Consider the following 13,028-nt stretch of genomic DNA (forward strand, 5'->3'; position numbering starts at 1 on the left):
GATCGCTGAGCCTAAAAAAGAAATAGATCGTGTGGAAAAAATCTACACTTCACAAAGCCAAGCGATTTGAATTGTAGATATGACGCACACTTAAGAAAGTTTATTCTAGCGGGTTCAGCGTGAGTTAGATATGCCAAAAAGTATGAAACTTAACTTATCTTGAAGAATTTAATGGTTCAGTTGCAGGATGCTTAATCCAACTGAGTTTTATCTAAATGACGTGAACCTTGCAGAATCATCCGAATCATTGTAATGGTTTGCTCGGCAACGTGTTTGCGTTCATGGCTTGATAAATCAAGCACTTTGGCGCCCATATTAAACACCAATTGGGTAATTGCTTGTGCGGCTAAGTCGGGATGCGACAACTTTTTATTGTGATTTAATAGCCGTTCCAGACGAATTAAATCTTCTTGGAGTTCTTGCTGAAAGAAACTCAGTTGTTGTTCGACGGCTTTTTTATAAGATGTTGAACCGGTGTAGCCTTCGCGCAGCAATAAACCTAAATTGCCTTCATCATCATTTAATTGTTGTAAGAAAATTTCGATTGAGCTGCGAATCACGCTGTCTTGTCGGTTGGCTTGCAGGCGTGCTTCACGAATAATTTTACGCAGCACTAAACCGGCACGGTTAATCAGTGCAATGGCCAATTCATCAATATCCTTAAAGTGACGATAAAAGCTGTTTGGTGCAATACCGGCTTCACGCGCAATTTCACGCAAACTTAAAGAAGCGATGCTTTTTTGTGGGCCAATTAAATTTAAGGTGGCTTGAAATAATTCTTCTTTGGTAATGGTTGCTCGTCTACCTGCACCACGCGTTACTTTAACCTGAATTTCAGGTTCTGGTCGTTGGCTTGGGCTTTCAGAGAGTAACGACATGTATATCCATATAAAATTAGGTCAAATCATTAATTCGAATTATGCCCTAGACCGAGCAGATAAGGAATAGCAGCGATGCAATTTCATCAGATACAGAAATGCTATACAAATATATATACATGTGTATAATAATTAGAAAAGGCAGAATTGAGACGACCTGCAATGCATATCATACAACGCAAAAATCCATGGGTAGATTTTTTCTCGAATTCAATTATGGATCGCCGAGCAATCAACTTTTGGTTAAAAAAAGCCAATCCATTATGGTCAACCGACCAAATGCTTGGGCGAATTGTGAAAAAAGAATGCATTGCTGATGACACATATAGTCTAACCATTCAATGCAATCGCCAGATGAAATATGGTTTGGCAGGGCAGCATCATCCTGTAATGGTTGAAATTGAAGGGCGCCGCTACGAGCGCACCTATAGCTTGACTCAGTTAGATTCACAACATGTGCTTTTAACGGTTAAAAAAGTGGAACAAGGTTTGGTGAGTTCGTGGTTGTGCGAACAAGCACAAATCGGCGATGTTATCGAGTTTGGTCAACCGTATGGCGATATGCAAGTATCAGCATCGTCTGACGCGCTCATTTTACTGGCAGCAGGTAGTGGGATTACCCCTATGTTTAGCTTACTGTCTTTTTTAGAGCAGACCAATCAACTTAAAAATTACCAGATTCATTTAATGTATTGGGCACAGCATGCAACTGGGCTTGCATTTAAAAATACATTTGAAGCATGGCAGAAAAAATATCCAAATTTTCAGTTTTCAGCATTTTGTACACGCGATGAACCAGCTGCACAACGTTTAAATGAACAACATGTAGAAGGCTTGGGTCAGTTAAATGAGACGCGTGTATTGGCTTGTGGGCCATCGGGTTTTGTGAACCGCGCGGAAAGTTTATTTACACATGCCAAGCAGTTTGAAGCAGAAGCATTTAGCTTAAGCCCTATTTCGTTTCAAGATGAAGGCGTGGTGAATATCACGCTCGCTCAATCGAATAAAGTGATTTCTGTTGCCAAAGGGCAGCCGTTATTAGATGCATTAGAACAAGCCAATTTAAAGCCTGAATTTGGTTGTCGCATGGGCATTTGTAATAAATGTGCCTGTACCAAAGTGAGCGGTGTAACTAAACATGTGGGGAACGGTGCTGAAAATGCAGAACCGGCCAATTTAATTCGTATTTGTGTGAATTCTGCAAAAAGCGATTTGGTGTTAGATCTTTAAGAAGAGAATCTTATTATGAATATGCAAGTCAAGACGCAATATTTTAAAAATCCTAAAAATAGAGATTTAACACCAGAGCAATTGGCGGCATTTGCACAAGAGTTAGATCAAATTAAGCAAGATGTCCTGCAGCAAATTGGTGAAAAAGATGCCAATTACATTCGCCGTATTTATTCTGCGGTGCGCTATACCGGCATTGCAGGACGTGCTTTGCTTTTTGCAGGATGGTTCCCACCAGCATTTGTTTTGGGTTCAGGTCTGTTAGGTCTGTCTAAAATTTTAGAAAATATGGAAGTGGGTCATAATGTCATGCATGGACAATATGACTGGATGAACGATCCAAAATTTAAAGGTCAGGATTACGAATGGGATATTGTAGGTACGGCAGATAACTGGCGTGAAACGCATAACTACAAACATCACACCTATACCAATATTAAAGGAATGGATGATGATATCGGTTATGGTCTACTCCGTTTATTTCCTGAGCAACGTTGGAAAAAAGGGCATTTGTTGCAACCGTTGTATAGCATCCCGTTTTGTTTATTGTTCCAATGGGGCGTGGCCATTCAAAATCTTGAATTAGGTCGGGTGCTGTTTGGGCGTAAAACTGTCAAACAATTATGGACTGAATGGAAGCCAGTACAGAACAAAATTGGTAAGCAATTATTTAAGGATTATGTGTTTTTCCCATTAATTGCTGGTCCGAGCGCTGCACCAGTGTTTTTAGGCAATATGGTGGCCAATGGCATACGTAATATTTGGACATTTAGTATTATTTTTTGTGGTCATTTCACTAAAGATGCTGAAGTGTTTCCAAAAACTGTTTTGCAAGATGAAAGCCGCGGACATTGGTATATGCGTCAAATTCGAGGATCATCGAATTTAACCGGTTCGAAAATTTTCCATATTTTAACGGGGCATTTGAGCTTTCAAATTGAGCATCATTTGTATCCTGAAATACCGTCATTACGCTATCCAGAAATGGCACCGAAGGTCAAAGCGGTATGTAAAAAATACGGTTTAAATTACAACAATGCCAGTTTATTTAAGCAATATGGTCAGGTGATTGGGCGCATTTTAAAATATGCGTTGCCATTTAAAAAATAATAAAAAAGCGCAGTGTGAACACTGCGCTTTTTTTAATTGAACTTAAGCGGAATGCTAGAACCGCGTAGCAGTGTTTTTAATGCTTGATGCACCTCGTCACGCTGCGCGGTCAGTTCAATATGAATGCTGTCATATTCTAATTCTTCGGCAACATCTGTACTTAGTTCAATCACCACTTGCATATCAAAACAGCGAATTAAAACAATGGCATTTTGAAACTCAAGTTCACTGTCGTTCACAAGCAAGCCAATTTGCTCATCGGGATTTGTCCCTTCTTCTTCCAAACGACTCAAAATGACAAAGTCGACAGGGTCAAACTCATCATCGGCTAAACCAATATTGAATACATCGTCATCATGGCTGCACGAGATATGATGGGCATAGAAAGATTTCATTCAATCGCTCTGCTAAATAAATCAGTTTTATTTTAACTGGATTGAACCATTCGCAGTAACATTAAATTTTGTTTCGCCCGCAGAAACGTCTTGTACTGGTGCAGCTTCGCTGTCCATAGCGGCTTTCATTACATTGGCTCTTAAGTACGGTTGAGCGTAGGCATTGGTATTGCTGTTAATATTTAAATTCACCAGTTGATAGCTCGATTTATGCCATACTTTGGTGAGAGATTCGGCACGTTGTTGAAACTGTTTTGATGCATCGACCATCAGCTCGTTTTCAACTTTACGGCGTAAATCGTCAGATACGTTAAATTGAACGCTTTGGGTTTGGAAGGTATTTTGTAATTGACTTACCAATTGACTCACCGCTTTAAAGTCGGTGCCTTCTACACGCAGTTCGGCATATGAGCGCCAGTCTTTCAGTTTGTTTTTATCATCGTAAATAGGTTGGGTGGTTTGCGTGCCTGTGGTGACTTTTATTTGCGGATAAGCACGCGCACTTGCCAATGCTTGGTTCATGGCTTGGGTGGTTTCAGTTGCCAAAACAGCCGGTTGTTTATTATTTTTCTCAATATACAGCACCACCTGCATTTGGTCATTGAGCACTTGGCGTGACGCATTGGCCTGCAAATTAATCATGTTATAACTTTGTGTTGTATCTTGGGCGAAACTGGCACAGCTTAAAGTACCCGCCAAAATAAACAATCCTGACTTCAATAAAGTATGCATAACATTTCCTATAAAGCTAAAAAATAATTGATCTTATTCATCATAAAGATGGGATGAAAAGCGATGGTTTTATCGTTATATCATGTTAGTGGCTTTAACATGCGCGAATGCAAACTTTTGTAGATTCTTTGTAAGATTTTAAGCAGATAAAACTAAAAAATGTTTTAATTTTAATCAAATAGATCAATGTTTTTAATCGACTGTTTTGTATTTAAAAACATTGACTTGTTTTAACTATTTGCCTGAATTAACTCATTGTTATTCATCTAATTGTCATGTTGCTGAATTAGGGTGTTTAACTGAAGTTTAAACCTGACTTTTTGGGCATGGTTTAGATTGAATAAAGATGTAAAAACGCTTTATTTTTATTTAAAAAAGCGTATCATCGCCCTCCTAGTTATTAGGTCTAATTCGTTGGTCTAGCTAGAACCTACAAGCACCGAGTCAAACGACCACAAGTCACCCGACTTATTTCTTTCAACCCATATCAGAGATGGTAATTCGATATGAGCGTTACTTCTGTAAATCCTGCCACCACTTCCACAAACGAATACTACTTGACTCGCCAAAGTCAGATGGAATCGAATGTTCGTAGTTATCCACGTAAATTACCGTTAGCGATAGCGGAAGCACTTGGTTGTTGGGTTACCGATGTTGAAGGTACAAAGTACCTCGATTGTTTAGCTGGGGCGGGTACATTGGCATTAGGCCATAATCATCCTGCGGTGATCAAAAGTATTCAAGACACACTCACTAGTGGTCTGCCATTACATACATTAGATTTAACTACTCCGTTAAAAGATGCTTTTACTGAAAGCTTATTGTCACACCTTCCGGGTGGCAAAGAAGCCTATTGCTTACAGTTCTGTGGTCCATCTGGTGCAGATGCGACTGAAGCAGCAGTAAAATTAGCAAAAACTTATACTGGACGTAGCACAGTGATTAGCTTTTCTGGTGGCTATCATGGCATGACGCATGGTTCACTTGCCATGACTGGTAATTTATCTGCAAAAAATGCAGTGAATAACCTTATGCCGGGCGTGCAGTTTATGCCATATCCGCACGAATACCGTTGCCCATTAGGCTTAGGCGGTGAAGCGGGTGTAGATGCTTTAACTTATTTCTTCGAAAACTTTATTGAAGATGTTGAAAGTGGCGTAACCAAGCCTGCTGCTGTGATTCTTGAAGCGATTCAAGGTGAAGGCGGCGTAGTGACTGCACCTGTAAAATGGTTGCAAAAAATCCGTGAAGTGACTGCAAAACACGACATCGTGCTTATTTTAGACGAAGTTCAAGCGGGCTTTGCACGTTCAGGTAAAATGTTTGCCTTTGAACATGCAGGTATTGAGCCAGACGTAATTGTGATGTCTAAAGCAGTAGGTGGTGGTTTGCCACTTGCGGTATTGGGTATTAAACGTAAATTTGATGCTTGGCAACCAGCAGGTCACACCGGTACTTTCCGTGGTAACCAAATGGCGATGGGCACAGGTTTAGCGGTATTAGACACCATTAAAACGCAAAACTTGGCGCAAAATGCCCAAGAACGTGGTGATTTCTTACAAGCTGAATTGAAAAAATTAGCACAAGAATTTCCATGTATTGGTAACGTGCGTGGCCGTGGTTTAATGATTGGCGTTGAAATTGTCGATGAACGCCTAACTGCTGACCATATGGGTTCTTTCCCCGGTGATGGTGCACTTGCTGCTGCAATTCAAACCGCATGTTTTAACAACCAATTGTTGTTAGAAAAAGGCGGCCGTAACGGTACAGTCATTCGTCTGCTTTGCCCATTAATCATTTCTCACGATGAATGCGTTGAAGTGATTGCACGTTTCAAAAAATCAGTTGCACAAGCAATTGAGTCGGTGCGAGGCTAATCCATGGTTGATTTTGCAGAACATCGTAAAGCGTTACTCTGCAATGATGCGGGTTCTATTGCTGACTATCAGTCAGCAATGGAGCAAGCGGTTAAATCCGTTGCTGCATGGTTGCAAAACGACAAAATGTATACAGGCGGCAGCATTAAAGAATTGCGTTCAGCAATTGCTTTTCAACCGTCTAAAGACGGTATTGGCTTGCACGACTCATTGTCGCGCATGGTTGAACTGTTCTTAAATAAAAGCTTAAAAGTACATCATCCTTACTCACTTGCGCATTTGCACTGCCCAACTATGGTGACCAGTCAAATCGCCGAAGTGTTAATTAACGCGACCAACCAGTCGATGGACTCTTGGGATCAAAGCCCAGCGGGTTCACTCATGGAAGTGCAGTTAATTGACTGGCTTCGTCAAAAAGTCGGTTATGGTGCAGGCCAAGCTGGGGTATTTACCTCGGGTGGTACACAGTCAAACTTAATGGGCGTATTGCTTGCACGCGATTGGTGTATTTCTAAAAACTGGTCAGACGAAAACGGTCAGCCGTGGTCGGTTCAGCGTGATGGTATTCCAAACGAAGCATTGAAAAATGTGAAAGTGATTTGTTCTGAAAATGCACATTTCTCTGTGCAAAAGAACATGGCGATGATGGGAATGGGCTTTCAGTCAGTAGTGACCGTGCCTGTAAACAGTAACGCCCAAATGGATGTCGATGCACTTGAACGCACCATGGCACAATTAAAAGCCGAAGGCAAAATTGTAGCCTGTGTGGTCGCAACTGCCGGTACAACTGATGCAGGCGCGATTGATCCACTGAAAAAAATCCGTGAAATCACAACTCAATATGGCGCGTGGATGCATATCGATGCGGCATGGGGTGGTGCACTGATTTTATCGAACGATCATCGTACGTTGTTAGACGGCATTGAGCTTTCTGATTCAGTGACGCTGGATTTCCATAAGCATTATTTCCAAAGCATTAGCTGTGGTGCATTCTTGCTTAAGAATGAAGCCAACTATCGCTTTATGCATTATGAAGCCGAGTATTTAAACTCAGCTTACGATGAAGAGCATGGCGTACCGAACCTTGTTTCGAAGTCATTACAAACTACACGCCGTTTTGATGCGTTAAAATTGTGGATGACCATTGAAGCTTTAGGTGAAGAACTTTATGGCTCAATGATTGACCATGGTGTGTCTTTAACGCGTGACGTTGCCGACTATATTGAAGCAACGAACGGTTTAGAATTGTTGGTTCAACCACAGTTTGCATCGGTGTTGTTCCGTGTTGTACCGCAAAATTATCCTGCGGAATTGGTTGATACTTTAAACCAAAACATTGCAGACGAACTCTTTGCGCGTGGCGATGCGAACATTGGTGTGACCAAAGTTGGCGATGTTCAATCGTTAAAAATGACCACGTTAAGTCCGGTTGCAACCCTTGAAAACGTACAAGGGTTGTTGGCAATGGTATTGGCTGAAAGCGATCGCATTAAAGATGCCATCCAAGCTGGTACCTATGTGCCTGCAATCGACTAAGCTCGATGATATAAACGGTATATAAATAAAGCCTCCACTCGTGGAGGCTTTTTTGTTTTTCTCGTTAATGCGCTTACTTTATGCTTTCTAAATATGACAAAATGATGAAAACAAAGTGCAGATGATGCTGTGTTAAATCTTTTAGTTGTTGAAATTAAAAGAATTTTATTTTTGATATATTGTTTTTTATTATCATTAAAGCGTAATATTTCTGTAATTTGAGTGTCATATAAACACCTCAAAATGCCTGTATCCAAGGAAAACTTAATGTTTTTGATTAAATAACGAAAACGCGTTACACGCACAGAGAGATGACAATGAAGTTGAATAACAAAATCGGACTGGCTTTAGCAACCACCTGCACTATTGTTGCAACAGGTGCGCACGCTGCGCGAGATACCATTCAAATTGCAGGTTCTTCAACCGTTTTACCTTATGCAAGTATTGTTGCAGAAGAATTCGGAAATACTTTTCCGCAATATAAAACGCCGGTGGTGGGTTCTGGTGGTACTGGTGGCGGTTTAAAGCAGTTCTGTCAGGGCGTTGCCGACAATACCATTGATATTGCCAATGCCTCACGTAAAATTAAAGACACTGAAATTGCCACTTGTAAAAAAGCAGGTGTAAACAAAATTCAAGAAGTTAAAGTGGGATATGATGGCATTGTGTTTGCATCAAACTCACATAAAGCCGCTTATAAATTAAAGCCTTATCATATTTTTGCAGCCTTGGCGGAAAAATTACCATCCAACGGTAAGTTGGTGCCGAACCCATATACGCGCTGGAATCAGATTGATCCAACCTTACCGAACGAACCGATTACTTTAGTCATTCCGGCATCGAACCACGGTACGCGTGAAGTGTTCCAAGAAAAAATGGTTAATGCGGGCTGTGAAACTTACGACTACTTTAAAAAGTTAGGCAAAGATGAGCGTGAAAAAGCCTGCTCGACTTTCCGTAAAGATGGTCGTGTGGTTGAAATTTCTGGTGATTACACCGAAACATTAGCACGTTTAAAAACCAATCCAAGTGCGGTGGGTGTATTTGGTTTAGGTTATTATGATTCGAACCGTGACAAGCTGCGCGTAGCAAGCGTAAACAATGTGGTTCCATCAGAGAAAACCGTGTTAAACGGCAGTTATATAGTGTCTCGCCCATTGTATATGTATGTTAAAGGTGAGCACCTTGTTTCAGTCAAAGGTTTGCCACAGTACGTTGAATTCTTCTTAAATAAGAAAATTTCAGGCAAAGGCTCTAAAATTGAAAAAGCCGGTTTAATTGCCATGTCGGATGCTGAACGTGCAAAAGTACTGGCCGATTTTAAAGCTGGAAAATCTGTGAAGTAAGTCAATTTGACCCAATATGGCAGCAGCCATATTGGGTTTTTGAATGAAAAACCAATTTGGGCAAAGATACGATGAATCTGCTTCTTTTAGGTGTGTTACTTGCATTAATTGCAATGGCCTACCAACTTGGCTTGAAAAAAAGTCGGCAGCTTGCCGGTGTTGGAAAAAATACGGTAAGTTTGCATTCACGTCCGGGCTATTATGGGGCTTTGGTTGCGGTGTGGTGCGGCATTCCTGCATTCATCATTTTTGTATTATGGAATTTGATTGAACCTTCAATTTTGCGCCAAGTGGCATTCAATCATGTTCCTGCCGAAGTCATGGCGCATTTAGATGCAGCAGGTCAGGGCGTGTTGCTCGATCGTATCCATGCACTGGCGACAGGATTTGGTGTGACCGATCATCCAACAGATTATGAACGTGAAGCTGCAGCACAATATGCGCAGATTAGCCATATTGGCAGTTATGCAAAATTTGCGGTGGTGGTTTGCGTGGCATTGGTGGGATTGCTCATTGCCAAAAATAAAATTAAGCAAAAATATCGCGCGCGCAATAGCGTAGAAAAAGTCATAAAAATTAGTTTAGCGCTATGTTCCGGTGTGGCCATTTTGACCACGCTTGGTATTGTGATGTCGATGTTGAGCGAAGCCTTACGCTTTTTCCATTTTGTCAGTCCTAGCGCGTTCTTTTTTGGCACCGAGTGGAATCCGGGCTTTAGCACAACGGGTAATGCCGAAGGCAGCTATGGCTTATTGCCTTTGCTTTGGGGCACGCTCATGGTCAGTGCAATTGCACTGCTGGTGGCAATTCCCGTTGGTTTAATGATTGCAATTTACTTGGCCGAATATGCTTCCCCTCGTTTTCGTGCTTTAACCAAGCCGATTATTGAAATTTTGGCCGGTATACCAACCATTGTGTATGGTGTTTTTGCATTAATGGTGGCCGGTCCATTTTTAAAACAAATTGGTCAATTAATCGGTTTAGATATTAATGCCACCAGTGCGCTCACCGCAGGCGTGGTGATGGGAATTATGATTATTCCTTTTGTCTCGTCTTTGTCAGATGACATTATTACCCAAGTTCCAAGAACGTTGCGGGATGGCTCATTGGGTCTAGGCGCAACACAATCTGAAACCATTCGTCAGGTGGTTTTGCCTGCGGCATTACCGGGCATTATTGGGGCATTCTTATTGGCGGCGTCACGTGCCATTGGTGAAACCATGATTGTGGTTCTCGCTGCGGGCAATAGTCCATTGTTGCATAGTAATCCTTTACAAGCGGTTTCTACGGTCACGGTCACCATTGTGAATCAGCTGACAGGCGATACCGATTTTGCCAGCCCTCAAGCCTTGGTGGCTTTTGCACTGGGTCTGACCTTGTTTGTGATTACCTTAGGTTTAAACATTGTTGCACTTTATATTGTGCGTAAATATCGCGAGCAATACGAATGAGTATGACCAATTCTGCTGTTCCAGCATTTGACCCGAAAGCGGCGGCTGAAGCACGTGAAAAAAGAAAACGTGCAATTTCCCAAACTTTAGCCAAACGTCATCGCAAAGAAAAGACTTTTCGTTTTTTAGGGCTCACATCTGTCATTATTGGCTTAAGCTTTGTGGCAATTTTATTTAGTAGTATTTTGCAAAAAGGCATTCCTGCGTTTTGGCAAGCGAGCATAACTGTTCCTGTGTATTTCGATCCTAAACTGATTGATGCCGGCCCTAAACCGGTGAAGTTGGCACAAGAAAGCCCCGCGCAATATCAACAGCGTTATATTGATTGGCAAACCAAAATGGGTATGGTCGATTGGGATGCGTTACTGGTTAAAGGGATGGAAAGCAAAGATCCAAGCTTAAAACAATATCAAGATGATTTAAGCAGTATTTATAGTAGCTCAGAATCGTATCGGTTACGTGATATGGTGTTTGCAGACCCAAGTCTTGTTGGGAAAACCAAGCAAATTAAATTACTTGCCGATGCCAATGTGGATGTATGGGTAAGTGGAGAAATTGACCGTAGCTTACCAGACGATCAGCAACAACTGAGCCCTGAAGTTCGTCATTTAGCCGATACGTTGGTTCAAAAGGATCTGCTGACGCAGCAATTTAACTTTAAAATTTTTACCAATACCGACTCACGGAGTTCACCTGCCACCAGTGGTTTAGCAGGAGCATTCATGGGCTCGTTATTTATGATGCTGATTGTGATTTTTGTTTCAATCCCAATTGGTGTTGCCAGTGCGATCTATTTAGAAGAATTTGCCAAGAAGCGTCTTTTAACCGATATTATTGAAGTGAATATTAATAATTTGGCTGCAGTTCCTTCAATTGTGTTTGGTTTATTGGGTGCCGCAATTTTTATTGGCTGGATGCATTTACCGCTTTCTGCACCATTGGTAGGTGGTTTGGTATTAAGTTTAATGACTTTGCCAACCGTTATTATTACCACACGCGCTGCATTAAAAGCAGTGCCACCATCGATTCGTCAAGCCGCACAAGGTTTGGGTGCATCGAAAATTCAAACTGTGTTTCATCATGTGTTGCCACTTGCGTTACCGGGTATTTTAACCGGTGCCATTATTGGTGTGGCGCAAGCCTTAGGCGAAACAGCACCGTTACTTTTAATTGGCATGAGTGCTTTTGTTGCCAGTGTTCCAACGACCCCGATTGACCAATCAACCGCATTACCTGTTCAAATTTTCTTATGGCAAGGCAATGAATTACGTAACTTCTTTGAAGGTCGTACCGCAGCGGCAATTATTGTGTTGCTTGCCTTAATGATTGGTTTAAATAGTTTTGCCATTTGGCTACGCAAAAAATTTGAAGTGCGTTGGTAATATAAAGGTAATAAAGATGATGAATAATACTGCTGAACGTAGAATATTTGAAAAACAGGACATGCATGTGACTGAACATCAACAAAAACCAACTGCAAAAATGCCTGTGACGCCTTCAATTCATGTGCATGTCGAGCAAAATGCACAGCCAGAAAATGCAAAACAAAAGGCCGAAGCAGAAATTAAAATTGCAACCCAAGGTGTGCATGTCTATTACGGTGAAACCGAAGCCATTAAAGGCATTGATTTAAATATTCACCAAAACGAAGTGATTGCATTTATTGGCCCTTCAGGTTGTGGTAAATCGACCTTTTTACGTACCTTAAACCGTATGAATGACACCATTGAAGGCTGTCGTGTACAAGGTCAGGTTTTGTTAGATAACCAAGATATTTACGATCGTAGTTTAGATGTAGTGTTATTACGTGCCCAAGTCGGCATGGTATTTCAAAAACCGAATCCATTTCCAAAATCTATTTTTGATAATGTCGCTTATGGGCCTAAGTTGCATGGTTTGGCACGTGATAAATACGATCTAGAAGAAATTGTTGAAAACAGCCTGCGAAAAGCTGGCCTTTGGGATGAAGTGAAAGACCGTTTAAGTCAGTCGGGGACGGGACTTTCGGGTGGTCAGCAGCAGCGCTTATGTATTGCACGTACCATTGCTGTCAGCCCTGAAGTGATTTTAATGGATGAACCATGCTCGGCACTTGACCCGATTGCGACAGCTAAAATTGAAGAACTGATTTCAGAGCTGTCTACCCAGTACACCATTGCGATTGTAACCCATTCAATGCAACAGGCAGCACGTGTATCGCATCGTACCGCATATTTTCACTTGGGCGAATTAATTGAAGTCAATTCAACCGAAAAAGTCTTTACTCAGCCAGACCATCAATTAACTGAAGCCTATATTACAGGCCGTTTTGGTTAAGCTGTTGTATCTTTAAATTGCTGATTTACAAACGAAGCTTGAGCGCTTCGTTTTTTATGCTTTTTTCAATCATTGTTCTTTTGCTGTTTAAACTAGAATATGCAGCACATCTAAAATTTGAACACGTTAATGATATTTGCTAGTAAAGATGATCCTA

Annotated in this window: 10 protein-coding genes and 1 pseudogene; 8 read left to right on the plus strand and 3 right to left on the minus strand. The window is 41.3% G+C overall.

Going from position 1 to position 13,028, the window contains the following annotated elements:
• Positions 1–191: 191 nt before the first annotated feature.
• A pseudogene (fabR, locus tag I2F62_RS03445) lies at positions 192–815 on the minus strand (HTH-type transcriptional repressor FabR); the annotation flags it as partial.
• A gap of 225 nt (positions 816–1,040) precedes the next feature.
• Between fabR and I2F62_RS03450 the strand changes: the two are divergent.
• A complete protein-coding gene (locus tag I2F62_RS03450; protein WP_324625625.1) occupies positions 1,041–2,108 on the plus strand; it encodes an iron-sulfur cluster-binding domain-containing protein in 1,068 nt (355 codons plus the stop codon).
• Between the two features lie 15 nt (positions 2,109–2,123).
• A complete protein-coding gene (locus I2F62_RS03455) occupies positions 2,124–3,218 on the plus strand; it encodes an acyl-CoA desaturase (RefSeq protein WP_324625626.1) in 1,095 nt (364 codons plus the stop codon).
• A 32-nt stretch (positions 3,219–3,250) separates the two neighbouring features.
• On the opposite strand, the gene I2F62_RS03460 is transcribed toward I2F62_RS03455, so the two are convergent.
• Together I2F62_RS03460 and I2F62_RS03465 are read right to left on the minus strand one after the other, a co-directional pair.
• Positions 3,251–3,613 carry a hypothetical protein gene (locus tag I2F62_RS03460; RefSeq protein ID WP_324625627.1) on the minus strand — a complete coding sequence of 121 codons (363 nt, stop codon included), beginning with the start codon at positions 3,611–3,613 and terminating at the stop codon, positions 3,251–3,253.
• A gap of 27 nt (positions 3,614–3,640) precedes the next feature.
• Positions 3,641–4,345, minus strand: a complete 705-nt coding sequence (locus I2F62_RS03465; protein ID WP_324625629.1) for an SIMPL domain-containing protein — start codon at positions 4,343–4,345, stop codon at positions 3,641–3,643.
• 506 nt (positions 4,346–4,851) lie between these two features.
• Between I2F62_RS03465 and I2F62_RS03470 the strand changes: the two genes are divergently transcribed.
• The 6 genes from I2F62_RS03470 (at position 4,852) to pstB (ending at position 12,871) form a co-directional block, all read left to right on the plus strand.
• Positions 4,852–6,222, plus strand: coding sequence for a diaminobutyrate--2-oxoglutarate transaminase (locus I2F62_RS03470; protein WP_324625630.1), 1,371 nt, complete (start codon positions 4,852–4,854; stop codon positions 6,220–6,222).
• Between the two features lie 3 nt (positions 6,223–6,225).
• Positions 6,226–7,758, plus strand: a complete 1,533-nt coding sequence (locus tag I2F62_RS03475; RefSeq protein WP_324625631.1) for an aspartate aminotransferase family protein — start codon at positions 6,226–6,228, stop codon at positions 7,756–7,758.
• A gap of 317 nt (positions 7,759–8,075) precedes the next feature.
• The gene (locus tag I2F62_RS03480; protein ID WP_324625632.1) at positions 8,076–9,104 is read left to right on the plus strand and encodes a substrate-binding domain-containing protein; all 1,029 of its coding nucleotides are present in this window, start codon (positions 8,076–8,078) and stop codon (positions 9,102–9,104) included.
• 71 nt (positions 9,105–9,175) lie between these two features.
• Entirely contained in the window at positions 9,176–10,555 is a 1,380-nt protein-coding gene (gene pstC, locus I2F62_RS03485; protein WP_324625633.1) for a phosphate ABC transporter permease subunit PstC, read from the plus strand.
• The gene (pstA, locus tag I2F62_RS03490; RefSeq protein ID WP_324625634.1) at positions 10,552–11,937 is read left to right on the plus strand and encodes a phosphate ABC transporter permease PstA; all 1,386 of its coding nucleotides are present in this window, start codon (positions 10,552–10,554) and stop codon (positions 11,935–11,937) included. Before pstC ends, pstA begins: the two co-directional genes overlap by 4 nt.
• Before the next feature lie 100 nt (positions 11,938–12,037).
• Complete coding sequence (pstB, locus tag I2F62_RS03495) at positions 12,038–12,871, plus strand: phosphate ABC transporter ATP-binding protein PstB (protein WP_324625740.1); 834 nt, start codon at positions 12,038–12,040, stop codon at positions 12,869–12,871.
• Positions 12,872–13,028 lie beyond the last annotated feature (157 nt).

This window comes from Acinetobacter sp. MD2(2019) (genome assembly GCF_035615615.1).
Taxonomy (GTDB): Bacteria; Pseudomonadota; Gammaproteobacteria; order Pseudomonadales; family Moraxellaceae; genus Acinetobacter.

Coding starts and splice junctions, on each gene's coding strand:
- I2F62_RS03450 (WP_324625625.1), top strand. CDS start 1,041: ATGCATATCATACAACGCAAAAATCCATGGGTAGATTTTTTCTCGAAT.
- I2F62_RS03455 (WP_324625626.1), top strand. CDS start 2,124: ATGAATATGCAAGTCAAGACGCAATATTTTAAAAATCCTAAAAATAGA.
- I2F62_RS03460 (WP_324625627.1), bottom strand. CDS start 3,613: ATGAAATCTTTCTATGCCCATCATATCTCGTGCAGCCATGATGACGAT.
- I2F62_RS03465 (WP_324625629.1), bottom strand. CDS start 4,345: ATGCATACTTTATTGAAGTCAGGATTGTTTATTTTGGCGGGTACTTTA.
- I2F62_RS03470 (WP_324625630.1), top strand. CDS start 4,852: ATGAGCGTTACTTCTGTAAATCCTGCCACCACTTCCACAAACGAATAC.
- I2F62_RS03475 (WP_324625631.1), top strand. CDS start 6,226: ATGGTTGATTTTGCAGAACATCGTAAAGCGTTACTCTGCAATGATGCG.
- I2F62_RS03480 (WP_324625632.1), top strand. CDS start 8,076: ATGAAGTTGAATAACAAAATCGGACTGGCTTTAGCAACCACCTGCACT.
- pstC (WP_324625633.1), top strand. CDS start 9,176: ATGAATCTGCTTCTTTTAGGTGTGTTACTTGCATTAATTGCAATGGCC.
- pstA (WP_324625634.1), top strand. CDS start 10,552: ATGAGTATGACCAATTCTGCTGTTCCAGCATTTGACCCGAAAGCGGCG.
- pstB (WP_324625740.1), top strand. CDS start 12,038: ATGCCTGTGACGCCTTCAATTCATGTGCATGTCGAGCAAAATGCACAG.